The following is a 25,994-nucleotide window of genomic DNA, read 5'->3' as shown; positions in this document are numbered from 1 at the left end:
GAGAGTACGGTTGGGGCGCGGTTGTGGGGCACACGTACCGCGCCGCGGACCGCGCAGGGCGGGCATGGGGACACAGGACAGAGGAGAGGACCGGCATGGACGCTGGGCTCAAGCGTGAGCTGGAGGACAAGGTTCGCTCCGGCGAGCGGCTGACCCGTGAGGACGGCATCGCCCTCTACGAGTCGGACGACCTGGCCTGGCTCGGCGGCCTCGCCCACGAGGTGCGCATGCGCAAGAACGGCGACGTCGTCCACTTCAACGTCAACCGCCACCTCAACATGACCAACGTGTGCACGGCCTCGTGCGCGTACTGCTCGTTCCAGCGCAAGCCGGGCGAGAAGGACGCGTACACGATGCGCATCGAGGAAGCCGTCCGCCTGGCCAAGACCATGGAGAACGAGAACCTCACCGAGCTGCACATCGTCAACGGCCTGCACCCCAGCCTGCCGTGGCGGTACTACCCGCGCTCGCTCTCCGCGCTGAAGGAGGCGCTGCCGAACGTCTCGCTGAAGGCGTTCACGGCGACCGAGATCCACCACTTCGAGACGATCTCCGGCATGTCGGCCTCCGACATCCTGGACGAGCTGATCGACGCGGGCCTGGAATCGCTCACCGGCGGCGGTGCCGAGATCTTCGACTGGGAGGTCCGCCAGCACATCGTCGACCACCGCACCCACTGGGAAGACTGGTCGCGCATCCACCGCCTGGCGCACTCCAAGGGCCTCAAGACCCCGGCGACGATGCTCTACGGGCACATCGAGGAGCCGCGCCACCGCGTGGACCACGTGCTCCGGCTGCGCGAACTGCAGGACGAGACCGGCGGTTTCCAGGTCTTCATCCCGCTGCGCTACCAGCACGACTTCGTGGACATGAAGGACGGCAAGGTACGCAACAAGCTCCAGGCGCGTACGACGATGGCGACGGGCGCCGAGGCGCTGAAGACCTTCGCGGTCTCCCGTCTGCTCTTCGACAACGTCCCGCACGTGAAGGTCTTCTGGGTGATGCACGGCGTGCAGACGGCGCAGCTCGCCCTGCAGCACGGCGCGGACGACATGGACGGCTCGGTCGTCGAGTACAAGATCACGCACGACGCGGACAACTACGGCACCCCGAACAAGCTGGGCCGCGAGGACCTGCTGGAACTGATCCGCGAGGCGGGCTTCCGCCCGGTCGAGCGCAACACGCGCTACGAGATCATCCGCGAGTACCCCGGCCCGGACGCGGAGCTCCGCGAGACGCCGCAGGCGATGCGGGTCTGACGCCTGTCCCGATGCCCTGGGCCCCGGTCCTCCCCACGTGGGACCGGGGCCTTTTGCGCACGACGTCACGTAATAGTCCTGCTGCCGCTGTACTGACCTGCGGGGCCCCGCGGGGCGCGACCCCGGCGGGCCGGGGCCGGGGTCCGGCGTGCTTCACTGGACGGGCACAAACCGCCGTAGGACGACGAGAGAGAAGGGGTCACCGTGTCCCTCAAGCCGAGCGCGACGATCCGTTACACCGCGATGCGCCTGGGGATCTTCGTCGGGTGCCTCGTCCTCGTCGCCGGCCTGGTCCGGCTGGGCTGGGTGCCCTCCGGTCTCGGTGACGCCAACCCCGCCTGGGTCGTGCTGCTCGCCCTCGTGCTCTCCGCGCCGCTCTCCTTCGTGCTGCTGCGCAAGCAGCGTGACGAGATGTCCGCGGCCATTTCCGGACGTGTCGCGGGCGCGAAGGACAAGCTCGCCGCGAACCGCAGCCAGGAGGACGACGCGGTCGACGAGGCCGCGCGCGCCAGCCAGTAGGCGAGCAGTTAGCTTCATCACACACCGAAATGCCTCGGCACCGGGTTCGCCGCCCGTGACGCCGGGGCTTTCGGCGTTTTCAGGGGAGTTCGCCGGGGTTTGCGGCCCACGGTGGCCTGCGCCGACCCAAAGGGAGGCTTTGAGATTCCCAAAGGGGAAGTGTTAGCGTGTTCAACATGTTGACGACAGCCGCGCACCAGATGACCCCGAGCGTTCCGCTCGTGGCGCGCCTGCACGTCGACCTCTGCCGCCGCGCGTCCGCGGCCTGTTGCTGTTGTCGCTGAGTCCCGCGACCAGCCCTGGCACAGCAGCGGTCCCGCCCGCCCGGCTCTTGGCTTTTCCGGGTGCTGCCGCACCGCACCACCACCCCACCGCAGAAACCGCAGAACCACCCGGAGAGTGTTCGTGTCCGCGTCACCGCAGACCCCTGCCGCCGAGGCCCCCGCCCCGGCGAAGAAGTCCTCCTTCTCGTTCCCCTTCTGGGCCCAGATCGTCACCGGCCTCGTGCTCGGCGTGCTGCTCGGCTGGGTCTCCCGCAGCCAGGAGATCAGCTGGCTCGGCACGACCCTGGAGCAGATAGGCGACATATTCGTCCAGCTCCTGAAGCTGGCCGTCGCCCCGCTCGTCTTCTTCGCCATCCTGGTGTCGATCACCAACCTCCGGAAGGTGAACAACGCCGCGCGGCTCGCCTCGCGCACCCTGCTCTGGTTCATGATCACGTCGCTGATCGCGGTGGCCATCGGCCTCGCCATCGGCCTGCTCACCAACCCGGGCTCCGGCACCGGCCTCACCCCGCAGGACGGCAAGCTGCCGAAGCGCGAGGGGTCCTGGCTGGACTTCCTGACCGGCATCGTGCCGACCGACATCATCACGCCGTTCACCGAGCTGAACGTCCTGCAGATCGTCTTCCTCGCCGCCGTCGCCGGTATCGCCGCCCTCCAGCTCGGCAGCAAGGCCCAGCCGGTGCTGAACCTCGCCGAGTCCGTGCTGGAGCTGCTCCAGAAGGCGCTGTGGTGGGTCATCCGCCTCGCCCCGATCGGCACCGTCGGTCTGATCGGCACTGCGATCGCCACGTACGGCTGGGACCTGCTCGGCAAGTACGCCACCTTCACGGTGGACGTGTACGTCGGCTCCGCGCTCGTGATGTTCGGCGTCTACCCGCTGCTCCTGTGGACCGTCGCCAAGGTCAACCCGCTCCAGTTCTTCAAGGGCGCCTGGCCGGCCATCCAGCTGGCCTTCGTCTCCCGCTCCTCCGTCGGCACCATGCCGGTCACCCAGAAGGTCACCGAGCGCCTCGGCGTCCCGAAGGAGTACGCCTCCTTCGCCGTCCCGTTCGGCGCGACCACCAAGATGGACGGCTGCGCCGCGATCTACCCGGCGCTCGCCGCGATCTTCATCGCGGAGATCTTCGGAGTGCAGCTCGGCATCACCGACTACCTCCTCATCGCCTTCGTCTCGGTCATCGGCTCCGCCGCGACGGCCGGCCTGACGGGCGCCACGGTCATGCTGACCCTGACCCTCTCCACGCTGGGCCTCCCGCTGGAGGGCGTGGGCCTGCTGATGGCGATCGACCCGATCCTGGACATGATCAGGACCGCCACGAACGTGGCCGGGCAGGCGCTGGTACCGGTCATCGTCGCGGCCCGCGAAGGCATCCTGGACAAGGCGGCCTACGCGACCGCCTCCTCGTCCCTGCTGGACGAGCCCTCCGAGGCCGAGGCCGAGGTCAAGGCCGCGTCCACGGACGCCGATGGCGATGCCGACGCCGACCCGGAGAAGGTCCTCGTCACCGCCTGAGCCCCGCCGCCCAACTGCCGCAGCCCCCGCCCCCGTCCGGGCGGGGGCTGCGGTGCGTGTCAGTGGCCGCGGGGAGAATGTGGCGCATGACCGCAGCCGCTTCACACGCCTCAGCCGCAGCCGCAGCCGCTTCCGACGCCTCAGCCGGTTTCCGCGCCCCCGCCACCGCGGGCGACTACGGCTGGATACGGGCCTCGCCCTCGCTGTTCGCGTACGCGCTGGAAGGCGGGTACACCCTGACGCTGGTACGGGGCCTCACGCCGGCGCGGGTGCTGGAGGTGGTGGGGGCCGAGCCGCGGGACGCGTGCGACGGGTTCCACGACCTGGTCTTCGAGCACACGGAGGCCCTCGACGCGTACGGGTACTCGCCCGACGCCTTCCTCGCGGGAGCCTTCACCGTGCAGGGCGAGGGAGGGGACTGGACCCTCGTGATGGAGTTCGGCGGGGACCTGGGGACGCGGCCGCGGTTCATGGAGGCCCTGTCCGCCGGGTCGCGGGCCGTCTCGCACACGAGCAACGGGGGCAAGCCCATGGACTTCTTCCACTGGTACGAGGCGGGGGAGTTGAGGACGACCTTCGAGGACCCGGCGGACCGCACCGGCAGCGCCCCCGACGAGCTGATCGGCGTACTGAGCGAGCTCGGCCTCAACCCGACGGGCGACAGGGACCCCGAAGTCGACGAGAAGGCGGCGGTGTTCGCGCTCGCCGAGCGGCTCACGGGGGTCCGGGTGACCGAGGAGCTCCTGAGGGACGCCGTGTACGCGACGGGTGAGGTGCGCGGGGAGTCCGTCAGGTGAGACCGCGGTGAAGCCGGCGCTGCGGGCCGCGCAGCGCCGGCTTCGTCAGGCCGTGCGTACCGCCATCAGCAGTCCGCTCGACCAGGCCAGGCGGACGCACCGGAAGTCCTCGCGGGCGTCCAGCTCGGACAGGAGGCGTTCCACGGAGGCCGCGTGGTCCTGCGGCCAGCCGGGCTGGGGGAGGAGGTCGTCGATCAGGTAGGTCCCGCCGGGAGCCACGAGTTCCAGGGCCCGGTCGAGGTGGGTGAACTTGCCCGGCCAGGTGTCCGCGAAGACGAGGTCGAAGGGGGCGCCGTCGAAGTCCTCCAGCCACCGGCCGCCGTCCCCGGCCACGAAGGTCACCCGCGGGTCGGAGCCCAGCTGTTCCCGGGCGACGGCCTGGACGGAGGGGGCGAGTTCGACGGTGGTCAGGCGGGAGGCCCGGTCCATGCCGCTGAGGAGCCAGGCGGTCCCCTCGCCCGCCCCGGTGCCGAGCTCCAGGATCCGGCCCGCGGTCCGGCCGGCGGCGAGTGCCGCCAGGAGGCTGCCCGTACGGTCCTCGCTGGACAGGGTGAAACCCGCGTCGGCCGCCTTGGCGCGCAACACGAGCAGGATGGTCGGGAGTTGGTTCGGCGTATCGTCCATCCGGAGATGATGCGAGGGGTTATGTCTCCCGGGCAAGGCGATTCCCGGCGCGGCCGGTGTGGCCTGCGCGTGCCGACCTGCGCGGACCGGGCCGAGTGACGCTGCCGCCGGGATCGTTCGTGACGCGCGGGAGGCTGCCGGTGGAGGCCGTCCTGTTCGGTCCGGGAGGTCCTGCCGGCGTGCTGACGGCGCCGGAAGCGCGGGGGCGAGGACTGGCAAGGGTGACGGGCTCGACGGCGGTCGCCCATGCCCTCGCCGCCGGGCTGTTGGCGCAGTGGCGCGCGCCCTGCCGCCTTTCGGCGGGTTGCTGCCGCGTTGGGCTTCGAGGAGCTGGGCTTTCAGCTCAGCTTCGAGACCGCTTGAGCGGGCCATGCGTCCCGCTCCGCTCCGGTCAGCCGTTGGAGGCGTGCACGAGGAATCCGGCCCAGGCGCGGGGGGTGAAGGCGAGGTGGGGCTCGCGGAGGTCTTTGGAGTCGCGGACGTGGATCGTGGCGGGGGTGGTGGCCACCTCGACGCAGGAATCGCCTTCGCTGCCGCTGCTGTAGCTGCTCTTGAACCAGTGCAGTTCGGGATTGCCGATCATGTCTCTCCCAGCAGTTCCTTGATGAAGTCCTGCGACTCCTGTGGTGTGAGAGCCTCAGCCCGGATGATGCCATAGCGCAGCTCAAGGACTTGGAGCTGCCTCGGGTCGGAGACTGGGCGCCCGTTGAACGCTCCTTCGGAGCGCCCGACGGCCGTGCCGTCCCCGAACTTCAGGATCTCGATGCCACCGCCCATCCCTGCATGGGCCTCCCGGCTGTTCGGCATGACCTGGAGCGTCACGTGCCGCAACCGGCCCACATCCAAGAGCCGTTCGAGCTGTTGGCGCCACACCAGTGTGCCCCCGATGGGGCGCTGCAGGGCGGATGCTTCGTGTACGAAGCTGATCGCCGGGGCAGGTGTCCGGCCGAAGACGGACTGGCGGGCCACACGAGCGGCCGTGTACCGCTCCACCTCGTCCTGCGAGTACGAGGGCTGGCGCATCTCGAAGAGGGCCCGGGCGTGGTCCGCCGTCTGGAGCAGCCCGTGCACGACGTGCGTGCTGTAGACGCCGATCTCGACGGCCCGACCCTCAAGCTTCGCCAGGTCCCGGACCTTCTTCGGGTAGCGGACCTGTTCCATGTCCGCCTTCATCGCGGCGATCTTCCCGCCCGCCCGCAGTACCTCGTCCGCCTTGTCCAGGTACTCCGGGCGCGGGATCCGCTTGCCCGCCTCCACCTTGCGTACGAGGTCCTCCCCGTAGCCGACCTCCATGCCGAAGTCCGTCGCGCGGATGCCCGCTTGCTCGCGCCAGGCCTTCAGTTGGCGGCCGAGCGCGGCCAGGACCGCGACGCCCTGTTCGTCCTCGGGGTCGACGTCCCAGCCGGCGTCCTCCGTGCCGTGACCGTCCACGTTGGTCATACGTGTCCACCCCATTCAACGCGCCGAATTCCTCAGCGCTCTGTTCCCGGGGCTCGGGCGGGACAGGCGCGACGGCACCGGACAGCGACCGGACAGACGAGGGACGCAGCGGCGATGCCGCTTCTCACGGTACGCACGCGCCGCCACGCTCGGTGACATGAATACGCAAATCCGTGACTGCGCCGACCAGTTCACCGCCCAGTGCAAGGCGGTGTGGGTGGAGCTGGACGTGACGCGAGGGCCTGCGCAGGTTGCCCGGCGGTGCGGTGTTCGAGCTGGGTAGGCTGCCCCGAAGTCGGGGATGGGGGAGTCGTGTTGGAGCGACGGAAGCTGATGTGGGCGGTGCTGGGGCTGGCGGTCCTGCCTGTCGGGTGGGTCCTGTGGCGGGCGGAGGACTGGGATGACGGCGAGGGCGGGGCGGGGGATGGCTGGCGTACGGACGCCGCGCCGCTGGAGCAGGCGTTCCCGCTGCTGGGCCCGCTCGCCGATGCCCAGTGGGTGAGCAGTCGGGACAACGACCGGACTCTGCCGTCGCCGGAGCTGGTGATCTCGGGCTTCTGCCGGCTGGGCCCGGGGAAGCTCGCCGAGCTGACGGCGGCCCACGCCTTCGTCTCCGAGGGACCGGAGGACGACTTCTCCTCCTGGTTCGAGAGGCCGCTCGTGGGTGAGGGGCCGAAGGATCCGCAGTGGATCCGGTCGCAGGAGCTCGACCGCGAGGGCAGTGGCTACGCCACCCAACTGTGGTTCGACCGTCGCAGCGACACCGTCCGCTTCTGGGCCCTCAACCCGTACGGCTAGCAGTCGGTCCGGTCCCGTGGATCATGGCGGCGGGGGTCGCGGCGAACCGGGTCGTGGGAAATCGGGATCCGGTGGCGCCGGACGTCAAAGCTTGAAAGCCGGTGAGGTAAATCCAACCAAACCCACCCCTCCGGCTCCCCGCCGCGGCCTCGTCACCCGCAAGGGTGAACTGTGCCAACTCGGCTGGATTTCGGGAGGGTTGCCGGGCATATGCTCGCCCCACACAACCTCAGACATGAGACGGCCCCCGCCGGGACTGCAATCCCGATCGAGGGCCTGACCAAACAGGAAGCTACTACCTTCCCCATGGCTCTTCAGCAGCTTAGCGCGCCCTCGCGCGCCTCGTCCCGTGTTCCCGCCGGGACCCCCCGATCAGGTGTCGACCACGTCAAGGTCAAGCACGCCGATCGCTACACCGTGATCGGCAACCACCTCCTCCAGCACCACTCGCTGTCGCTGACCGCGATCGGCCTCGCCGGATACATCCAGTCGCTGCCCGCCGGGGCCCGCATCGGCATCAAGAGGCTGACGGAGCGGTTCCCGGAGGGGGAGGGCCGGATCTCCGGCGCCCTGCGGGAGTTGGAGGAGTACGGGTACCTGGAGCGCAGCCGGGTCCGGCTGGCGAGCGGGCGGGTGGTCACCCGGACGGTGTCCTACAACCACCCGTCCGCGAAGTGCGGTTCGGCCCCCCGGCCGGGACCCGCGCGGGCGGTCGAGCCGACGCCTGGGCCTGGGCCTGGGCTTGGCCCTGGGACCGAGCCGGACCCGGACCCGGAGCCCGCGTCCGAGCCGGACCCGGAGCCCGTGTCCGGGCCGGAACCCGGCCCTGGGGCCCTGTCGGTTCCGGTGCCGGAGCCGGAACCGGAGCCGGACCCAGACCCGGAGTCGGAGGGGGAGCCGGACCAGGACCAGGAGCAGGAGCAGGGGCAGGGGCAGGGAGGGGACCCGGACCCGGACCCGGAGCCCGTCCCGGAGCCGGTGCTCGGGCCCGACGCGGGGCCGGTGTCAGAGCTGGGGCCGGTGTCGGAGCCCGGGGCGGCGCCCGGTCCCGTACCGCCGCCGGAGGCTGCCGCGTTGCTCGCGCGGCTTCGGGGGGACGATCCGCGGCTGCTGCTCGCCGACCGCGACGTGCGGAGGCTGGCGCCCCTGGTCGCGCAGTGGTTCCAGCGCGGTGCGGATCCCGTGGCCGTACGGGTCATGCTGTCCTCCGAACTGCCCGGCGATCTCCGCCACTCGGCGGGCCTCCTCGAGCACCGGCTCAAGGCGTGGATCCCGCCGCACCTCCCCGCGGCAGCGCCCGTACGGCCCGCCGGGCGGCCGGACCCGATGCAGAACTGCGACGGCTGCGACCGGGCCTTCAGGGCGCCGGAGCCGGGCGGCCGCTGCCGGGACTGCCCGCCCGCCGCTTGACGCCGGAGACCGCTTCGGCGTCCCGCGCCGCCTGTTCCAGGCGGTCGTGGTGGGCTTCCCACCAGGTGGTGTCGGCCGGGGGGAGCCCGTTGTTGGCCGGCTGCATGCCCACCGCGCCGTCGAGCAGTTCGCGGAGGATGTCGGCGTGGCCGGCGTGCCGGTGGGTGTCGGAGATGACGCGGACCACGGCGTGGTGCAGGGAGACCTGGTTGTCGTGGCTCGGCCACCACGGGACCGTGCCGATCGTGTCCAGGGGGAGTGCGTCGAGCGTCGCGTCCGCGTGCGCCCACGCGCGGTGGTAGAGGTCGATGATGTCCGCGCGCGACTGGTCGGCGGTGGCCCACATGTCCTTGTTGGGTTCGGCGTCCTCCGCGACCCAGGGGACCGGTTCGCCGGAGGGGCGGGCGAAGGTGTCGCCGAGGTAGCCCAGCTCCGCGGTGGCCGCGTGCTTGACGAGGCCCAGGAGGTTGGTGCCGGTCGGGGTCAGCGGGCGGCGGGCGTCGTACTCCGAGAGGCCTTCGAGCTTCCAGAGGAGGGCCTCGCGGGCCGACTGGAGGTAGAAGTGGAGCTCGGCCTTGGGGTTCGGGTCGGGGGAGGTCATGGGGGCAGTCTTGCGGACGGCTGATCTTCCGGCATTGGGATTAGGGGGCATCCACGCCTCACGGGGCCGGACCTGTGAGCACGGCATGGGGGTGTGGGCTGCGTGGCGTGGAGCAACGGTGAAAAGGCGGGCACAGGGGTGTTCAGGGTGGTTACCGCTAAGTAAATTACCGGCGGTAACACTCCGTCCGGCCAGGGAGGCACGCCGTGACCGCCGAATCGAGCCTGGTGAGGGTCGCCAAGGCCCCCAAACCCGTCGAGCCCGTCAAGACCGTGATCGAAGGGCGGGTCCGTGAGGTGTGGGTGCCCCCGCTGGCACCGGTGCCGGTCCACGGGTCCCTCGGGGACATCCCCTTCGACAATGCCCGGGAGGCTCCGCGGGATGCCGTACTCGCCCGCAAGGAGCGGGACGGGACCTGGCGAGACGTCACGGCCGCCGAGTTCGCGGGCGAGGTGCTCGCGGTCGCGAAGGGGCTGATCGCCGAGGGGCTGCGGCCCGGCGACCGGCTGGCCATCATGGCGAGGACCACCTACGAGTGGACCCTGCTGGACTTCGCGGGCTGGGCGGCCGGGCTGATCACCGTACCGGTCTACCCGACCTCCTCCGCGATCCAGGCGCGCTGGATCATCCAGGACTCGGGCGCCGTCGCCTGCGCGGTCGAGGACACCGCACAGGCACGCATCATCAGCTCGGAGCGGGCCAACCTGCCCTGGCTGCGCCACCTCTGGGAGTTCGACACGGGGGCCGTGGCCCGGCTGGTCAAGGCCGGGGAGCACGTGCCCGACGAGGTCGTGGCAGCCCGGCGGGCAGGGTGCGCGCCGGAGTCCGTCGCGACGCTCATCTACACCTCCGGGACGACGGGACAGCCCAAGGGGTGCGTGCTGACGCACGCCAACTTCTTCGCCGAGGTGGACAATTCGGTGGAGCTGCTGCACCCCGTCTTCAAGTCGGTCAGCAAGGACCCGGCCTCGACCCTGCTCTTCCTGCCGCTGTCGCACGTCTTCGGACGGATGGTGGCCGTCGGGTGCATGCGGGCGCGGGTGAAGCTGGGCCACGCGCCGAGCATCAGCAGCGAGGACCTCCTCTCCGACCTGGCCGGCTTCCGGCCGACGTTCCTGCTGGCGATCCCGTACGTCCTGGAGAAGGTCTACAACACCGCGCGGGCGACCGCCGAGAAGATGGGCCGGGCCTCCTCCTTCGACCGGGCGGCGCGGATCGCGCGCAGCCTCGGCGAGGTCGCGGTCGTGGAGGGCAAGCGGCCCGGGCTGGGCCTGCGGCTGGGCCGGGCCCTGTACGAACCGCTCGTCTACCGGCGGATCCGGGCCGCACTGGGCGGGCGCGTCCGGTACATCCTCAGCGGCGGCTCGCCGCTCGGCCGGCGCCTCGCCGCGTTCTACACGGGCGCGGGCGTCGAGGTCTTCGAGGGCTACGGGCTCACGGAGACGACGGCGGCCGCGACCGTCACCCCGCCGCTGCGGCCCCGGCTGGGCACGGTGGGGTGGCCGCTGCCGGGGACGGCGGTACGGATCGCGGACGACGGGGAGGTGCTGTTGCGGGGGCCGCACGTGTTCGCCGGGTACTGGAACAGCGGCGTCGCGGTGGGCGGGGAACAGTGGCTGTCCACGGGGGACATCGGCGAGCTCGACGCGGACGGGTACCTGACGATCACCGGGCGGAAGAAGGACGTGATCATCACCTCCGGCGGCAAGAACGTGGCCCCCGCACCCCTGGAGGACTGGCTACGGGCCCACCCGCTGGTGGGCCAGTGCATCGTGGTCGGCGACAACCGGCCCTACGTCACCGCGCTGATCACCCTGGAACCGGAGGGGCTCCAGCACTGGCGGCAGATGCGCAAGAAGACGGCCGTGCCGATCAGGGAGCTGGTGGACGACGAGGAACTGCGGGCGGACCTCCAACGGGCGGTGGACGACGCGAACCGGCTGGTGTCGCGGGCGGAGTCGATCCGGCGCTTCGCGGTACTGGCGGGCGACTTCACGGAGGAGCGGGGGCACTTGACGCCTTCGCTGAAGCTCAAGCGGGGCGTGATCGCCCGGGACTACGCCCGGGAGATCGAGGCGCTGTACAGGTCCTCCTGAGGGGGTCGGCCGCGCAGGCCGGGGCAAGGGGCACCGGCCGGGGTGTAACGACCACCGGCCGGAGGTAGACAAGGGCCACGGGCGTCATGGAGCGCAGGGGGGCTGCGAGCGTGCGCAACCTTTGGTTTCGGTGTGGTCTGTGGGTCAAGTTCGCGGTGCTCGCGGTCATGGGCAGCGCGGCCGCACTCATCGCGGGGTTCTGGCTGCCGGCGGCGCAGGCCGGGGTGACGGGTGCCGTGTTCCTTGCCCTGTGCGGTGGCGCCGCGGCCAGGAACGAATCCGCGCTGAGCGACAGACGCCACGAGCGGGAGCGTGCGGCGACCAGCCTCCTGGTGAAGGACCTGCGCGGAGGCCTGCCCCGTGTCCGGGAGGTCCGGGATCCGGTGCTGGTCGGAATCCACCCGTACCAGCACGAGGACGGGGACGGGGACTACACGGAAAGCCACTGGAACACTCCGCCCTACATCCCCCGCGACATCGAGGCGGACCTGCACGCGGCGGTCCGCAGCGGCGGCTTCGTCCTCCTGGTGGGTGAATCGACGGCAGGGAAGACCCGGTCCGCCTTCGAGGCGGCACGGCTGCTCATGCCGGACCGTTTCCTGCTGAGCCCCAGGAACCGCGACGGGATCCCCAGCCTGATCGGTGCGCTGAACCTACAGAGGCCGTACATGATCTGGCTCGACGACCTGGAGCGGTTCCTCGGTCCAGGAGGGCTTACGTCCTCCGCTCTGAGCCGCATGCTGGCCAGCGGATCGACGATCGTCGCCACCCTGCGGACTCCCGAGTACGACCGTTTCGGTGACCACGCCGAAGCGGTCGTCGACAGTGCCGACTACGAGGTCTGGCGCGACGGCCGGGATGTGCTCCGCCAGGCGAAGAAGATTCGCATTCCGCGCCAGTGGTCGCCGGCCGAGCGCGAGAGGGCACGGTTCCACCGGAGCGACCGGCGCATCAGCCGCGCGTTGAGCGCGTCGGAAGTGTTCGGAGTGGCCGAGGTCTTGGCCGCCGGTCCGGAACTCCTGGAAGCGTGGAAGAACGCCTGGTCCCCGGGCGCCCATCCACGAGGGGCGGCGCTCGTCATGGCCGCCGTGGACGTACGCCGCGCAGGCATGCACGAGGCCGTCCCCGTATCCCTCCTGGAGCGACTGCACGAGGTCTACTTGGGGAACCGAGGGGGAGCCCAGTTGCGGCCGGAGGCACTGGACGCCGCGCTCGCGTGGACCCTTCGGCCCCTGGGGCACACCGGAGCCAGCATGCTGGTCGGCGAACCGGCCACCGGGCTGCGGGCCTTCGACTACTTCCTGGACACCCTCAACCTCGAAGTGATCCCGGACGAGTCGTGGGACCTGATCCTGACGCAGGCCAGTCCGCGCGACGCACTCGACATGGGTATGACGGCGCTGCTCGACGCCCGTCACGACCGGGCGGAAAGGGCCTTCGCGGTGGCGGCGGGAGCCGGACTGGCAGCAGCGGACGTCGCCAAGGCTGTCGTTCTGGGGAAGACGGGTCGCATCGATCAGGCGGTGGACGAGTTGCGGACCATCTGGGAATCCCGCACCCGGTCTCTGGGGAGGGAGGCCCGCGACACCCTGGACGCCCACGCCAAGCTGGCGTACCTGACTTTGAAACAAGGGCGTCCGGCCGAAGCCCTCGCCTTGATGCGAGAACTGCTGCCGCTGCGCGAAGCGCACCTCGGGGAGAACCACCCCGAGACCCTCGACACCCGCCTCCAGATCGCGAACGCCGTCGGACGGCTGGGGCGTCCGGCCGAGGCCGCAGACCAGTGCCGGGCTCTGCTGGGCAGGTTCCAGAGGGAACTGGGCCCCGATCACATCAACACCCTGGACGTCGAGGCCAGGATCGCGATGTGGACGGGCAAGTCCGGCAGGTACGCCGAGGCCCTCGCGCTCACGGGGGAACTCGTGGGGCGGCGCACCTCCTGTCTGGGGGCGGACCACGCCGACACCCTCTACGCACGAGGGCGGCAGGTCGCCTGGCTCGCGGCTGTGGGGCTCCACGAGGAGGCTCTGGAGCGGGCGCGCACACTCCTCGACGACAGGAAGAGGGTGCTGGGGCCCGATCACCTCCACACCCTCCACGCGCGTCGCCAGGTAGCCCGGTCGGCGGAACGCGCGGAAGGCCCCGATGCGGCCCTGCCCGTATGGCGCGAAACGCTGGAGGAACACGTCCGGATCCTCGGGGCGGGGCACCGGCTGACCCGGAAGGTCGTCGAGTTCTCGGGGTTCCGAGTCGGTTAGGGGGCTATGGGTGCTTCTCGGATCTCCGCGGGAGAGCGGAAAGTGCCGGGGAGCGGGCCGGGCGGGGCGCGTCTATGGTGAGCTGACTGGTTCGGGGGGCCGCCCCAGGAGGGTGCAGTGCACCGTGCCCGTGCCCGTGTCGGCTCTCGTCCCCGCTCGGTTTCCCGGGCTCGTACCCGGATAGGCGCCGGGGTCGTCGCCGCCGCTCTGGCCGGGGCCCTGCTCGCCGTCGTGCCCGGCCCGGGACCTGCGCGTACACCTGCGCGTACGGGGATCCAGTGGGGCGCGTGCCCCGAGAAGCCCGTGCCCGCCGGTATGCGGTGCGGCACCCTCACCGTGCCGCTCGACTACGAAGCCAAGGGCCAGGGCCAGCGCCAGGGGACGGTCAGGATCGCCGTCGGCCGGCTTCCCGCCACCGGGCCCGCCGGCAAGCGGATCGGCTCCCTCGTGCTGAACTTCGGCGGTCCCGGCGCCCCCGGCGTCTCCACGCTCGCCGCCGACCCCAACGCCTTCGCGGAGCTCAACAAGCGCTACGACCTCGTCGTCTTCGACCCCCGCGGGGTCGGCCACAGCGTCCCCATCACCTGCGGAGGCACCACCGCGGCGGGGGACGAGGCCCCCGACGGGCCCGTCGCCGGGCTCGCCGCCCTGCGCGCCGTCGCCAAGCGCTGCGCGCTGGACTCCGGCCCGGTGCTCCCGTACGTCGGTACCGTCAGCGTGGCCCGCGACATGGACCTGCTGCGCCAGGCCCTCGGGGAGGACAAGCTCGACTTCCTCGGCTTCTCCTACGGCACGCGCCTCGGCGCGGTCTACGCCGCGCTGTTCCCGCGCCGCACCGGCCGGATGGTCCTCGACGGCGTCGACACCCTCACCGAGCCGCTCGGCGAGCAGGCCCTGCTGTCGGCGGTCGGCCAGCAGCGGGCGCTCGACAACTTCCTCGTCTGGTGCGCCCACCGGCAGGGCTGTGTCTACGGTACGAACACCCGTACAGCCAAGGAGAAGGTCCAGGCCCTCGTCACCCGCCTGGACGCGGAGCCGCTGACCGGCGAGGGCGGCCTGCGCTTCACCGGGCAGGACGTGGCCGACGCCATCGGGGCCGCCCTGTACTCGCCGAAGACCTGGCCCGACCTCGCGGATGCGCTCGCGCTGGCCGAGCGCAGGGGCGACCCCGTGGGGCTGATGCAGCTCGGCGGTCCGGACGAACCGCCACCGGTCCGGGAGGAGCCCGCCGACAACGCGGCCGCCGCCCTGCCCGCGGTGCCCGCCGACAACGCCACCGCCGCCCTGGTTGCCGTGAACTGCGCCGACGACCCGGACCGCGGTGACGCCAAGGCCTCCCCGGCGGACGTCGCGCGGGAGCTGGCGGAGCTCCGGCCGGTCTTCCTCGCCGCCTCGCCGGTCTTCGGGCCGCGCCGGCTGATGACGGTGCTGGCCTGCTACGGGCGCCCCGCCGGCACCGATTTCATCCGCAGGATCGACCGCCCGGCGGGCATCCCGCGCATCCTGCTCGTCGGTACGCGCGGAGACCCGGCCACCCCGTACGAGTGGACGGAGGAGACGGCGAAGCGGCTCGGCAACACCGTGGTCCTGGACTACAAGGGCGACGGGCACACCGCGTACGTCGCCTCGCGCTGCGTGCAGGGGTACGTGGACCACTTCCTGATCGACGGCCGGCTGCCCTCCGGGACCCGCTCCTGCCCCGCCGAGGAGTGAGGGCGCGGACCATGCCGCCGGGCATGTGTCATGGCCGGCCCGCGAGTTCGTAGGACCGTACGTACAACCAGAGCACCGGCCGAGGTGTCACACCAGGAGATCACCGCTGTCTTCCTGGGGGACGTCTTGAAGCAATTCACCTCGGCGGCGCTCGTCGCCGCCACCGCCGTTCTCGGCACCCTGCTCGCATCCGGAACCGCGCAGGCTGCGGATCCCGTCGACACCATCCACGCCTCAGCGGGTCCTGACGGCATCCTGGTCGTGGCCAATGAGCCCATGCCCGGCTTCGTCGCCCACCTTCGCAAGAAGGGCAGCGAGACCCGGATCCGGACCGTCAAGGACTTCGTGTACACAGAGGGTTGCCGGTCCTGCGATGTGTCCTACAAGTCCGATCCGTTGAGATTCGCCGACCTGGGCCTCTACACCGTGGACGTCGAGTACAAGGGCACCCAGGGCGAGCGGATCCTCCGCAAGGCCGTGGCGGAACTCGACTACCGCGCGCTCGCCGACTTCCGGAATCAAGCCACGTCCAAGACGGTCTCCCTCGACAGCCTGGACACCACCGTCTCCGCCGACCTGATCGCCCGCGATCCCCGTGACGGGAAGGTCACCCCGCTCGCCGGCAGGAAGGTGACCGTGGTCGGCGAGGGTCAGTCCAAGACGGTTTCCACCGACGCCGCCGGACACCTTTCCGTGCCGGTGAGCTTCAAGGGTACGGAGAAATCGGCGCGGATCAGGCTCGAGTTCGCCTCCACCGACCACGGCAGCGACGCGGATGAGGCCGGCCCCGGGGTCGAGCGCCAGCCGGTGAACATCACCCTGGACGAAGACTCCCGATCGGTGACGGCCCCGTACGGCACCTACGCCACCGTGGGCGGAACCATCACGCGCACCGCCGCGGACGGCACGCGGAAGCCGATCGCCACGCCGATGCGGCTGGTGATCGACAACCGCTCGCTGTTCGCGTTCGCGAGCGATGCCACGGGTCGGTTCACCAAGGCCGGGAAGGTCCTGAAGTCCTCGACCTGGAGCGTCGCCGCCGGCTACAACCAGCAGTGGTTGGACTACGGCACGTACGTCGAACTCGGCGCCACGGTGACGGCGGGAACATCCTTCGACTCCGTCGCCATGAGCGTGGACAGGGACCGCAAGGTGACCGGGCAGGCAGTTCTCGTCCAGCACGCCACCTCGGCGGCCCCGGGCCCCGCCAAGGTCGAAGTCCAGTACTCGGCCGACGGCCGCACCGGCTGGTCCACCCGCAAGACCGTGGACACCGTCACCAACCGGTGGTTCAGCCTGCCCACGCTGGAGAACGCTCCGGTCGACGGCTACTGGCGCCTGCGGTACGCGGGCACGCCCGAGCTCCACGGGTCGACCTCGGCGCCCGTCCGTCTGACCAGGACCGTGACCACCGTCGCGGACTTCAACGCGAAGCCCGAGCCGGTCCGCAAGGGCCAGTACCTCACGCTCACCGGCGCTCTCAAGCAGCGGGCCGCGTCCGCCACGACCTGGCGGCCGTACGCGGCCAAGACCGTGCGCTTCTACTTCAAGCCCGCCGGGACCGGCACCTCCTACGGCTACGTGGGATCGACCACGACCGCCGCCGACGGCACCTTCAGCCGGAGGTTCACCGCCCAGCAGGACGGCACCTGGCAGGCCCGGTTCCACGACGACGGCACCACTCACTTCGCGAGCAGCAGCCATGGGGACCACGTCGACGTCACCGGCTGACGAGAGGGACGGCCCGGCTGCCATGGCAGCCGGGCCGTCCGCTGGTGTGCAGGTCAGCAGTTGGGGCGCGGCGTGCGGCCCGCGAAGCGGTCCGCGAGCCAGTTGCCCGCCGCCAGGGACTGGGTGATGACGCCGCTGACGTGCTCGCCGATCCAGATGGTGTCGAACTCGAGGTTCGTGCCCCGCGCGCACCAGTCGGAGCGCAGCCGGCTCCCGACGGAGTACGGGATGAGCTCGTCGGCGAGCGCGTGGTACTGGAACACGGGCGCGGCCGGGGCGGTGCGGCCGAGCTTGCTCTGGTTCAGCCGGGCCTGCCAGTCCGGCTGCGCGAGCGGGTTGCGGGTGGTCAGGTCGGAGATCCGCTTGAAGGAGCCGGCGATGGCGTCGATGGCCACGCAGTTGTCCTTCATGGCGCCGACCAGGAGCTTCCCGGCCGGGTTGAGGTAGGAGTCGAGCTTCAGTTCCGGGAAGGCCGCGTCCTGGCCGGCGGCGGCCATGAAGATGAGGCCGGAGCCGTAGGAGCCGTTGTTGAAGTCGGCGACCTTCAGGAGGTCGGCCGGGACGCCGCCCGTCGCGGTGCCCTTGACCTGCAACTCCGGTGCGTACGAGCCCTGCAGCTCGGCGGCCCAGCTGCTGGCCTGGCCGCCCTGGGAGTACCCCATGATGCCGACGGGCGTGGTGGCGGACAGCCCGGCCTCGGGGAGGCGGGTGGCCGCGCGGGCGGCGTCGAGCACGGCGTGGCCGGCGGAGGGGCCGACGGTGTAGGTGTGCACGCCGGGGGTGCCGAGGCCCTCGTAGTCGGTGACGACGACGGCCCAGCCGCGCAGGGTGAGCTGCTGGATGAGGTTGGCCTCCATGGCGGTGCCGTACGGGAGGTTGTTGCTCGGCGCGCAGGAGTCGCCCATGCCGACGGTGCCGACGGCGTAGGTGACGAGGGGGCGCGGGCCGGTGCGGCCGTCCTGCGGGACGATCACGGTGCCGGAGACGACGTTCGGGGCTCCGTCGGCGGTCGTCGAGTTGTAGTGGATCTTCCAGGCCTTGGTGTTGGTCGGCTGGCCGGGCAGCGGGTGGAACGCGGACGGCGCGCTGCTGACGATGTCGCCGGGCCGGGCGGTGGTCGCCTCGGCCTCGGCCTGGGGCTGGGCCTGGGCCTGGGCGGTGGTGGGGATCGCGGCCGAGAGGGCCAGGGCGGCCACTGCGGCGAGTGCTGAGCTTCGGATGCGCATGGGGCGGCTCTCCCAAGGGTCCGGGTGGGGGTGGTAGGTGAGGAGAAGGTAGTGACCGACCGGTAGGAACGTCGCTGACCGCACAGCTCAGCTTTCCTGACCCGGAATCCCACTCGCCCCGGCGATGACGCCCCGGCGATGACGCGACGGCGCCCCGTCCCCAGGGGGTCCCGGGTACGGGGCGCCGTTGCGTCAGAGGCCGGCGGGACTAGCCGCCGTTGGCCATGTCGGTGTCCTTGTCCTTGTCCTGGTCCCTGCCCTTGTCCTTGCCCTTGTCCTGGTCCTTGCCCCTGCGGTCGTGTTCCTTCAGCGTGATGTCCTCCGTGTCCGTGAAGTCGATGTGCGTCGAGGCGCGCGTCGTGTACGGGTAGGCGACGATGACCGAGCCCGAACCCGGCTTGCCGGACTGGTCCTCCTTCAGCAGGCCCTTGGGAGAGCCGGCGCGGACGATCAGCTCGTCACCCTTCTCCGGCCGGACGCCGGACGGGTCTCCGCCGTCGACGGAGAGCTGGGTGCTGACGGTGTCCTTGACGAGGAAGTCGATCGTGTCCTTGCCGCCGCGGGCGAGGACCCCGATCCGCTCGGTCTGTGCCGTGGTGATCCGCAGACCGAGCAGCGCCACGAGCGGCGACGGCTTGCGGACCAGCGGCAGGGAGTCGACGTGGAGCGTGGTGTACGTGTCCACGACGCCGCGGATCCGGTCGCCCCGGGTGGTGCCCACGATGGTCACCTCGTCGTCTCCGCCGTCGGTGCTGATCTCCACGTCACCGGTGACGTTGTAGAAGTTCAGCACCTGCCGGGAGCCCGCCCGCTCCAGCCGGCCGCTGCTGACGCCGAGCGGGGTGAAGGTGAGCCGGTCGTCGCCCGACCCGCCCGTGACGGCCGCGCCGTGCCCGTTCGCGTCGAGGTTGACGACGGGGATCCCCTGGATGCCGGCGAAACCGCCCGGGATGCCCGGGTAGCCCGTCACCTGGCCCTCGGCGATGTCGACCAGCACGTTCGCCGTGGCGCCCGTGAGGCTGAGCGAGTGCTTGGCGATGGTCACCGGGAGGGAGGGAGAGGCCGGGCTCACGTTGCCGGCGAGGTCCTCCAGGAGGACGGAGACGTCGTACCGGCCGTCGCGCAGCGCGGAGCTGACGACCTCGTACTCACCGGCCGGGGTGACGGTGTCCGTGCCGACCACGGCCGGGCTGCCGCCCGCCGGGGTGGTCCGCAGCCGGACCAGCGCGTTCGGCTCGACCGACGAGCCCTGGAAGGCGGGCTTGATGATGGTGGTGATGTTGTCGACGTCGCTGCCCGCGCTGTCGCTGGAGGCCAGCAGGTCGGGGGCGGCGGCCGGCCCGGCCGGCGCGACCGTGTCCAGAGTGATCACGAGTGCGTGGGCGCTCTCCGCGCCCGAGCCGGTGACGCGGGTGGTGCCGGCGACGCGGGGATCGTCGGACGGGTCGACGATGATCACCTCGGCGGTGATCTGGTTCTCGCCCTCCCGCAGGACCGGGTCCAGGCGGATCTGGTACAGCCCCGGCTTGTTCGTCGGGTCGACGGGCGTGGCGAAGCCGACGCGCTCCCCGTCGCGCTCCACGGCCACCTTGTAGCCGGGGGCGTCGTCGGTGAGGGCGGGCGTGGTGTTCTGCGGGGACAGCTGAATGCCGGCGGAGCGCAGCTCGGCGTCGTTCACGCGGAGGAAGAGATCCGGTCCGGCGACCTTGGTGACGTCGTCCATGTCGGAGCGGCCCGAGTCGGACTGCTGCTTGAGGTCCAGGCTGAAGGGCTCGGGGGCCGCGCGGTTGGCGACGACGAGGTCGTACGTGCCTTGCGGCGGGTCGGTCGGTGAGGCGTCGCCGGGGCGGGTCGGGTCGGTCACGCCGGCGGCGCTGACCACGACGTAGTACGGCTCGTCCTGGACGACCGGGATCGCGAGCAGGCCGGTGGAGGTACCGGCCCGGGTGGAGACGGTGCCGGTGGCGACGCGGTTGCCGAACTTGTCGTACGCGCGGACCGCGAGCGGGGCGATCACCTCGTTGAACCGGATCTCGGTGGTGAGGTGGCCGGTGTGACGGGGCGTGACCCGGAAGAAGTCCACGTCGGTCGCGGTGTGCAGGGTGAGGCCACGCCGGTTGAACTGCTCGTTCGAGCCGAGGTCGGCGGCCACGGCGTGGTCGATCGACTCGTTGGGCTCGTGGGAGTCGGGGAAGGCCCCGAGCATCGAGAAGACGTCGAAGTAGGTGTCCTGGTTGCCCGCTGAGGGTGCGGTGGGGGTGGGCGGGGTGGTGTTGCCGGTCCAGGACGCGTAGGCGATCCCGTTCGCCGCCCACACCCCGTTGTACTCGCCGATCCGCAGGGTCCGCCGGGTCTCGCCGGCGACCATGGTGCCGCAGCCGGCGAAGTTGCCGAAGCGGCACGGGGCATTGCGGTCCGGGTCGAAGGGGGAGTCGCTGACGCGGAAGTCCTGCGTCCAGGTCTGGCCGCCGTCCCGGCTGGTGGTGCCGTACAGCTCCAGCAGGAAGTTGTCGGCCCCGTTCGGTCCGGTACCGCCGTTGCGCCGGCCGCTGCGGTTGTCGTACCAGGTGACGACGGCGTTGCCGTCCTGGTCGATGTGGGCGTTGGGCATGACGGCGAACGTCTGGCCCGGTCCGTGGTCGACCCGGCCCCGGGTGAAGTTCAGGCCGTTGTCCGTGGAGCGGGCGATGACGACGTCGGCGTCGTCGGCGTTCCCGTAGTTGTTGTCGGGGTCGTCATTGCCGACGACGTAGACGTTTCCGGCCCGGGCCGGGTCGGGCAGGATCCACGGCTGCACGGCGCCCTGGAGCCAGAAGTCGGTCCCGGGGATCTCGGTGGCCGGGTTGTTCTGCCGGTTGCAGGTGACGTCGGCCTGGCCCGCCCCGAACGGCACCGTCCGCTGCTGGGGGGTGCCGGCGGCGAAGTCGGCGCCGCCGGAGCCGTCCCGGAGCAGCTGGGTCGAACCCACTGCTCCATCACCGGCGCAGGTGTCGGTGTGGTAGGCGACGTAGAGGTCGCCGTTCAGTGCGACGGCCGCGTGCGAGGGCCAGACGAAGCCCTCGCCGGCCTGGGAGAGGGCGGCCGCGGCGGACCAGGTCGTGCCGCCGTTCGTGGAGCGTGAGAACAGGATCCGCGAGCCGCCGGCGGCGGGGAGTTCCGTCCAGACGATGTAGAGGTTGCCCGCGTACGGACTGGTGGGGTTGGAATCGACCACCAGCCACTGCTTGTCGTGGTCGATGTTGCCGTTCGGGCTGACCTGGACGGGGGTGTAGGTCTGGGTCCCCGTCGTCGTGGTGTCGTTGATCCGGCCGACCCCGACCCCGAGCCGGGCGGGGGTCGGGTTGGTGTTCAGGCCGCCGCGCGACAGGTGCGTGACGAAGAGGTTCCCGTCGGCATCGAAGCCGAGCACGGGGTCGCCGTTGCACGGGGCGACGGTCGACGTCCGCGTGATCGGGAAGCCGTCCCGCCCGTAGTTGAGGTCGATGTGGACAGTGCAGCCCTCCATGACGGCGACCTGTCCGGGCCTGCGGGGGTTGGCGGTGGCGTTGTGCGGCTCGTTGTTGCCGGTGCCGATCCTGCGGTCGTCGCCCGCCCACGCGGGGGAGGCGGCGGGGCCGAGGATCGTGAGCGACTGCAGTACGAGGAGAACGCTGCTGACGGTGGTGAAGGCACGCCTGTAGAGGTGGTTGCTCAGCATGCGTCCCGCTCTCTGGCTCTGTACATCCCTCTCCTTCCAGCCCGACGGCCGCACCTGACCTGAGCGGCTCCACGTGCTGTCCGAGGGAGGACTCTGGCAGCACGCCGATGGCGGCACACAAGGCGCTCCGAGCCGCGGCACGGGATTTCATCAAGATCACTGAAAGAACCACCCGCCTGGCGTAGGTTTGCTAACTGGGAACGTTCTGTGTTGGTGGGTGGTTCTGTGGGATGGCTGGAAGAGCTGGACCGCGCTGCGCATCGCCGCCGAGGCCGGCACCGGTATCCGCCGCGACGGCCGCCCCGCGCCGAGCGCCCGGAGCGCCCGGAGCGCCCGCGCCCGCGCCTGTGACTGCGGTGAGCGGACCGAGCGCGGCGGCTGCGGCAGCGGTACGCAGCTCTGCGCGTCCTGCGGCGTCAGCGCCTGCCGGGGCTGCAACGCCCCCGCCTCGGCCTGCACCGCGTGCGAGATGAACGCCTGCACCTCCTGCGACGTCGCCTGCGCCACCTGCGCCACCTGCGCCACCTGCGCCACCTGTGCGGTCAGCGCCTGCCGCGGCTGCAACGCCCCCGCCTCCGCCTGCCGCAGCTGCGAGATGAACGCCTGCCGGTCCTGCGCGGGCAACACCTGTGCGGAAGCCGTCCCCACGGGCTGCTCCGCCCCGGCCCCGGCCGCCGCCGCGACCCCGAAGGGCTCCTGCTCCACCGGCAACGGCAACGGCGGCTGCGACTGCGGCCTGTTCACCCTCCAGGTGCCCAGCGCCACCCGATAGGAGCGCCAGGGCGCGCCTCAGCCGCCCGACGCGATGCGGTACGCCCCCGGAGTGGTGCCGGTCCAGCGGCGGAAGGCGCGGTGGAAGGCCGTGTCCTCCGAGAAGCCCAGGCGGGCCGCCAGTTCCGCGATGGGTTCGCGGCTCTCCGCCAGGCCGGCTATCGCCGCATCGCGCCGTACGTGGTCCTTCAGCTGCTGGAAGGACGTGCCCTCCTGCTGGAGCCGCCGCCGCAGCGTCGCCGGGGACACCGCCAGTCGCCCGGCCACCTCGCCCAGTTCCGGCAGGCGCGGCGAGCCGCGCAGGGCCTGGGTCAGGGTCCGGCGGACCTGCTCCGCGACCGTGGTCCCGTACGCCGGCCGGGACAGCAGGTCGAAGGGGGCCCGGCGCAGCATCGCGTCGAGCGCGGCCTCGTCCCGTACCAGCGGAGCCGTCAGCCAGTGCGCGTCGAAGGCCACGGCCGCGCCCGTGCGCGCCTCGCCGAAGCGGACCGGGCAGTCGAAGAGCAGCTCGTACTCCGCCTCGTGCGGCGGCGCCGGATACGCGAAGGAGGCGTAGGCCAGGGGGATGCGGCGGCCGATCAGCCAACTGCTCAGCCGGTGCCAGATGGCGAGCACGCACTCGGTGAGGAAGCGCTCCTCGTCCCGCGCGAAATCGTTCCGCACCGCGAACCACGCCTGCCCGCCCTCGACTTCGAGCGCCAGCTCCGGACCGCCCGGGAACAGCCCGTAGAAGGTGGCGGAGCGTTCCACCGCCGCACCGAGATCGCGGCAGCCCAGGGAGGCCCTGCACATCATCGCGAAGGTCCCGGGCCGGCTGGGGACGCTGGACAGGCCCAGGAACTCGTCCTGCGTGGCCCGGTACAGCGCCCGGAACAGCCGCGCGAACTGCGCCGGCGTGACCCGCGCCCGGTCGTCGCCCAGCAGCAGCGGCGGAATCTGTGCCTCCTGCAGCAGCGGCACGGTGTCCAGCCCGCTGCCGCGCGCTCCTGCGAGCACGGCGCGCACGTGGTGCACGGTGACCGTCCGCCTCCCCATGGGTCCGACGGTAGCCGCAATGAGCGCTGAGGTCAGCGGGGGTGACGCTTCCGGTCATGCCGCGGACGGCTACCCGGTGCCTAGCGTCGTCGGTACGACCCGAGGGGGAGGGGAACCCGATGAGCCCGAAGAACCCGAAGAACCCGATGAGCCCGATGAGCCCGATGAGTCCGGTGAACTGGATGAGTGGGAGTGAGGGGGTGGACGGAGCCGTGCGGCCGCGCACGCTGGCGGTGTTCACGGAGTGGACGGGCGAGCGGTACGCGGTCGAGACCGCGCTGCGTCACAAGGGGGGAGAGGGTGGGCAGGATGGTGAGGGTGGAGGCTGGGCCACCGTCTCCTACGGGCAACTGCGCGCCCGTGCAAGGGAGTCCGGCCGCGCCCTGCTCGGCCTCGGGGTCGCCCCCGGCGAGCGCGTCGCGGTGCTCGCGGAGACCCGGCCGGAGTGGACGTACACCCACTTCGGGGTCCTGGCCGCGGGGGCCGTCCTCGTGCCGGTGTACCCGACGGCCGGGGAGGAGGAGCTCGCCTGGGTGCTGTCGGACTCCGCGGCCGTGGTGGTCGTCTGCGACGACGCCGCGCTGGCCGCCCGGGTGGAGGCGCTGCGCCCGAAGCTCCCCGCGCTGCGCGCGGTGGTGGAGATGGACGGGCTGCGCGCCCTGCCCGGTGCGGCGCCGGAAGCCGCACTCCTCGCCCGCGCCGCGGCGGTGGACCCCGCGGCCGACGCCTCCATCGTCTACACCTCGGGCACCACCGGCCTGCCCAAGGGCTGTCGCCTCACGCACGCCAACCTCGGCGCGATCCAGGACGCCACGCTCCCCCTCGTCAAGGGCGGCCCGGGGGACTCCACGTACCTCTACCTCCCCCTCGCCCACCTGCTGGCCCAGCTGATCCAGTTCACCACCCTCCTGGAGGGCGGGGAGCTCTGCTACTTCGGCGGCCGCATCGAGGACGTCATCGGCGAGCTCGCCGAGGCCCGCCCGACCCATCTGCCGTCCGTGCCCCGGCTGTTCGAGAAGCTGCACTCGGTGGTCCTCTCCCTCGCGGAGTCCCAGGAGGGCGGCGGCACCCGCTTCGCGGAGGCGGTCCGGCTGGGGCTGCTGGCCGCGGAGGGCCGCCTGCCGGAAGAGGACCGCGCTGCCTACGAGGCCGCCGAGAAGTCCCTGTACTCCCTGGTCAGGGGCGCCTTCGGCGGCCGCCTGAAATGGGCGCTGACGGGCGGAGCCCCGATCGCCCCGGCCACCCTCGACTTCCTGCGGGCGTGCGGGATCGCGGTCTTCGAGGGCTACGGCATGACGGAGTCCGGCGGGGTCATCAGCCTCAACCACCCGGACGGGGTCCGCTACGGATCGGTGGGCCGCCCGATCGCCGGGTGCGAGGTCCGCATCGCGGAGGACGGGGAGGTACTGGCCCGGGGCCCGATGATCTTCCCGGGGTACCACGCCAACGACACGGCGACGGCCGAGGCACTGGACGGGGAGGGCTGGCTGCACACGGGCGACCTGGGGGAGGTCGACGCCGAGGGCTTCCTGCACATCACCGGCCGCAAGAAGGAGCTGATCATCACCTCGGCGGGCAAGAACATCACCCCCACCGAGCTGGAATTCGCCGTCCAGCGCTCCCGCTACGTCTCCCACGCCGTCATGATCGGCGACCGCCGCCCCCACCCGGTGGCCCTGATCACGCTGGACGCGGAGGAGATCGCCGCCTGGGCGGCCCGCGAGGCGGTGACCCTGGACCCCGCCGCACCCGGTGAGCACCCTGCCGTACGGGCCCTCGTCGCGGAAGCGGTCGAGGCGGCCAACGCCACGGTCTCCCGCCCGGCCCGCGTCCGCGCCTTCCGGGTCCTGCCGGGGGAGTTCACCGTGGAGGCGGGCACCCTGACTCCGACGCTGAAACTGCGCCGGAGGGTGGTGGCGGAGCGGTACGCGAGGGAGATCGAGGAGCTGTACGGGTAGGGGGCTGCGGGTTGGGCCTTTGCTGCGTGGGGTTCCGGGGGGAGGAGCGGGCCGGCTGGATGTGCGCAGCCCCCTCCGGCCGGTGGCCATCCGGACACGGATCCGGCAGGACCGTGACCTCAGCCGGAACGGGCGCCCGGGGCGGTCGGAGCATCCAGGGCCGGGCGCCTGGACACCCTTGCCGTGACCTTTGACCGGGGCCGGGACATCGACGCGGGCCTGGGCCGGCTCCGCCGTCAACTCGTCGGGGTAGACGGCCCGTTG

The 25,994-nt window shown here is 71.6% G+C and carries 20 protein-coding genes and 1 pseudogene; 14 read left to right on the top strand and 7 right to left on the bottom strand.

The window, feature by feature from the left end:
- Positions 1-95 precede the first annotated feature (95 nt).
- The 5 genes from mqnE to MTF69_RS33200 all read left to right on the top strand — a co-directional run bounded on the left by mqnE (position 96) and on the right by MTF69_RS33200 (position 4,372).
- The gene (gene mqnE / locus MTF69_RS33215) at positions 96-1,259 is read left to right on the top strand and encodes an aminofutalosine synthase MqnE (RefSeq protein ID WP_243340056.1); all 1,164 of its coding nucleotides are present in this window, start codon (positions 96-98) and stop codon (positions 1,257-1,259) included.
- A 243-nt stretch (positions 1,260-1,502) separates the two neighbouring features.
- Complete coding sequence (locus MTF69_RS33210) at positions 1,503-1,778, top strand: DUF4229 domain-containing protein (protein ID WP_279346581.1); 276 nt, start codon at positions 1,503-1,505, stop codon at positions 1,776-1,778.
- 176 nt (positions 1,779-1,954) lie between these two features.
- Positions 1,955-2,062, top strand: a complete 108-nt coding sequence (locus MTF69_RS43870) for a putative leader peptide (protein WP_323182336.1) — start codon at positions 1,955-1,957, stop codon at positions 2,060-2,062.
- A gap of 121 nt (positions 2,063-2,183) precedes the next feature.
- Complete coding sequence (locus tag MTF69_RS33205) at positions 2,184-3,575, top strand: dicarboxylate/amino acid:cation symporter (protein ID WP_243340044.1); 1,392 nt, start codon at positions 2,184-2,186, stop codon at positions 3,573-3,575.
- Between the two features lie 86 nt (positions 3,576-3,661).
- Positions 3,662-4,372: a DUF6461 domain-containing protein gene (locus MTF69_RS33200; protein ID WP_243340042.1), complete on the top strand. Its 711-nt coding sequence runs from the start codon at positions 3,662-3,664 to the stop codon at positions 4,370-4,372.
- Positions 4,373-4,417: 45 nt separating this feature from the next.
- Here MTF69_RS33200 and MTF69_RS33195 read toward each other — a convergent pair whose 3' ends face one another.
- Entirely contained in the window at positions 4,418-4,996 is a 579-nt protein-coding gene (locus MTF69_RS33195; protein ID WP_243340040.1) for an O-methyltransferase, read from the bottom strand.
- A gap of 179 nt (positions 4,997-5,175) precedes the next feature.
- On the opposite strand from MTF69_RS33195, the pseudogene MTF69_RS33190 reads away from it, so the two are divergent.
- Positions 5,176-5,359: pseudogene (locus tag MTF69_RS33190) on the top strand (hypothetical protein); the annotation flags it as partial.
- A gap of 28 nt (positions 5,360-5,387) precedes the next feature.
- Here the strand turns inward: MTF69_RS33190 and MTF69_RS33185 are convergent.
- Positions 5,388-5,579, bottom strand: a complete 192-nt coding sequence (locus MTF69_RS33185) for a DUF397 domain-containing protein (RefSeq protein ID WP_243340038.1) — start codon at positions 5,577-5,579, stop codon at positions 5,388-5,390.
- Entirely contained in the window at positions 5,576-6,436 is an 861-nt protein-coding gene (locus MTF69_RS33180) for a helix-turn-helix transcriptional regulator (RefSeq protein ID WP_243340037.1), read from the bottom strand. Before MTF69_RS33180 ends, MTF69_RS33185 begins: the two co-directional genes overlap by 4 nt.
- 312 nt (positions 6,437-6,748) lie before the next feature.
- Here MTF69_RS33180 and MTF69_RS33175 point away from each other — a divergent pair, with 312 nt between their 5' ends.
- Both MTF69_RS33175 and MTF69_RS33170 read left to right on the top strand, forming a co-directional pair.
- Positions 6,749-7,234 carry a hypothetical protein gene (locus MTF69_RS33175; protein ID WP_243340035.1) on the top strand — a complete coding sequence of 162 codons (486 nt, stop codon included), beginning with the start codon at positions 6,749-6,751 and terminating at the stop codon, positions 7,232-7,234.
- A 306-nt stretch (positions 7,235-7,540) separates the two neighbouring features.
- Complete coding sequence (locus MTF69_RS33170) at positions 7,541-8,644, top strand: procyclic acidic repetitive family protein (protein WP_243340033.1); 1,104 nt, start codon at positions 7,541-7,543, stop codon at positions 8,642-8,644.
- On the opposite strand, the gene MTF69_RS33165 is transcribed toward MTF69_RS33170, so the two are convergent.
- Positions 8,592-9,245, bottom strand: a complete 654-nt coding sequence (locus MTF69_RS33165; protein ID WP_243340031.1) for a DinB family protein — start codon at positions 9,243-9,245, stop codon at positions 8,592-8,594. The genes MTF69_RS33170 and MTF69_RS33165 overlap by 53 nt on opposite strands.
- 224 nt (positions 9,246-9,469) lie before the next feature.
- Here MTF69_RS33165 and MTF69_RS33160 point away from each other — a divergent pair, with 224 nt between their 5' ends.
- The 4 genes from MTF69_RS33160 to MTF69_RS33145 all read left to right on the top strand — a co-directional run bounded on the left by MTF69_RS33160 (position 9,470) and on the right by MTF69_RS33145 (position 17,043).
- Positions 9,470-11,341, top strand: coding sequence for a long-chain fatty acid--CoA ligase (locus tag MTF69_RS33160; RefSeq protein WP_243340136.1), 1,872 nt, complete (start codon positions 9,470-9,472; stop codon positions 11,339-11,341).
- A gap of 110 nt (positions 11,342-11,451) precedes the next feature.
- Complete coding sequence (locus MTF69_RS43540) at positions 11,452-13,599, top strand: tetratricopeptide repeat protein (protein ID WP_243340029.1); 2,148 nt, start codon at positions 11,452-11,454, stop codon at positions 13,597-13,599.
- Between the two features lie 117 nt (positions 13,600-13,716).
- Positions 13,717-15,312 (top strand): alpha/beta hydrolase, encoded by a 1,596-nt coding sequence (locus MTF69_RS33150; protein WP_243340027.1) that lies wholly within the window; start codon positions 13,717-13,719, stop codon positions 15,310-15,312.
- A gap of 126 nt (positions 15,313-15,438) precedes the next feature.
- Entirely contained in the window at positions 15,439-17,043 is a 1,605-nt protein-coding gene (locus MTF69_RS33145; RefSeq protein WP_243340025.1) for a hypothetical protein, read from the top strand.
- 53 nt (positions 17,044-17,096) lie between these two features.
- Here MTF69_RS33145 and MTF69_RS33140 read toward each other — a convergent pair whose 3' ends face one another.
- Both MTF69_RS33140 and MTF69_RS33135 read right to left on the bottom strand, forming a co-directional pair.
- Positions 17,097-18,269, bottom strand: coding sequence for a lipase family protein (locus MTF69_RS33140; RefSeq protein ID WP_243340023.1), 1,173 nt, complete (start codon positions 18,267-18,269; stop codon positions 17,097-17,099).
- A 208-nt stretch (positions 18,270-18,477) separates the two neighbouring features.
- Positions 18,478-21,966, bottom strand: coding sequence for an Ig-like domain-containing protein (locus MTF69_RS33135; RefSeq protein ID WP_243340022.1), 3,489 nt, complete (start codon positions 21,964-21,966; stop codon positions 18,478-18,480).
- Between the two features lie 217 nt (positions 21,967-22,183).
- On the opposite strand from MTF69_RS33135, the gene MTF69_RS33130 reads away from it, so the two are divergent.
- Entirely contained in the window at positions 22,184-22,738 is a 555-nt protein-coding gene (locus MTF69_RS33130) for a hypothetical protein (protein ID WP_243340020.1), read from the top strand.
- Between the two features lie 17 nt (positions 22,739-22,755).
- On the opposite strand, the gene MTF69_RS33125 is transcribed toward MTF69_RS33130, so the two are convergent.
- A complete protein-coding gene (locus MTF69_RS33125) occupies positions 22,756-23,772 on the bottom strand; it encodes an AraC family transcriptional regulator (RefSeq protein WP_243340019.1) in 1,017 nt (338 codons plus the stop codon).
- Between the two features lie 119 nt (positions 23,773-23,891).
- Between MTF69_RS33125 and MTF69_RS33120 the strand changes: the two genes are divergently transcribed.
- Positions 23,892-25,730 carry a long-chain fatty acid--CoA ligase gene (locus MTF69_RS33120; protein WP_243340017.1) on the top strand — a complete coding sequence of 613 codons (1,839 nt, stop codon included), beginning with the start codon at positions 23,892-23,894 and terminating at the stop codon, positions 25,728-25,730.
- The last annotated feature ends 264 nt before the right edge of the window (positions 25,731-25,994 follow it).

Source organism: Streptomyces sp. AP-93, assembly GCF_022808175.1.
Lineage (GTDB): Bacteria > Actinomycetota > Actinomycetes > Streptomycetales > Streptomycetaceae > Streptomyces.
This window is presented reverse-complemented; position numbering and strand designations above follow the sequence as displayed.

Excerpts from the sequence above, each read along its gene's own strand:
- MTF69_RS33120 (WP_243340017.1), top strand. The coding sequence starts at position 23,892 with ATGAGCCCGAAGAACCCGAAGAACCCGATGAGCCCGATGAGCCCGATG.
- MTF69_RS33180 (WP_243340037.1), bottom strand. The coding sequence starts at position 6,436 with ATGACCAACGTGGACGGTCACGGCACGGAGGACGCCGGCTGGGACGTC.
- MTF69_RS33135 (WP_243340022.1), bottom strand. The coding sequence starts at position 21,966 with ATGCTGAGCAACCACCTCTACAGGCGTGCCTTCACCACCGTCAGCAGC.
- MTF69_RS33125 (WP_243340019.1), bottom strand. The coding sequence starts at position 23,772 with ATGGGGAGGCGGACGGTCACCGTGCACCACGTGCGCGCCGTGCTCGCA.
- MTF69_RS33165 (WP_243340031.1), bottom strand. The coding sequence starts at position 9,245 with ATGACCTCCCCCGACCCGAACCCCAAGGCCGAGCTCCACTTCTACCTC.
- MTF69_RS33170 (WP_243340033.1), top strand. The coding sequence starts at position 7,541 with ATGGCTCTTCAGCAGCTTAGCGCGCCCTCGCGCGCCTCGTCCCGTGTT.
- MTF69_RS33195 (WP_243340040.1), bottom strand. The coding sequence starts at position 4,996 with ATGGACGATACGCCGAACCAACTCCCGACCATCCTGCTCGTGTTGCGC.
- MTF69_RS43870 (WP_323182336.1), top strand. The coding sequence starts at position 1,955 with ATGTTGACGACAGCCGCGCACCAGATGACCCCGAGCGTTCCGCTCGTG.
- MTF69_RS33200 (WP_243340042.1), top strand. The coding sequence starts at position 3,662 with ATGACCGCAGCCGCTTCACACGCCTCAGCCGCAGCCGCAGCCGCTTCC.
- MTF69_RS33140 (WP_243340023.1), bottom strand. The coding sequence starts at position 18,269 with ATGCGCATCCGAAGCTCAGCACTCGCCGCAGTGGCCGCCCTGGCCCTC.
- MTF69_RS33185 (WP_243340038.1), bottom strand. The coding sequence starts at position 5,579 with ATGATCGGCAATCCCGAACTGCACTGGTTCAAGAGCAGCTACAGCAGC.
- mqnE (WP_243340056.1), top strand. The coding sequence starts at position 96 with ATGGACGCTGGGCTCAAGCGTGAGCTGGAGGACAAGGTTCGCTCCGGC.
- MTF69_RS33210 (WP_279346581.1), top strand. The coding sequence starts at position 1,503 with ATGCGCCTGGGGATCTTCGTCGGGTGCCTCGTCCTCGTCGCCGGCCTG.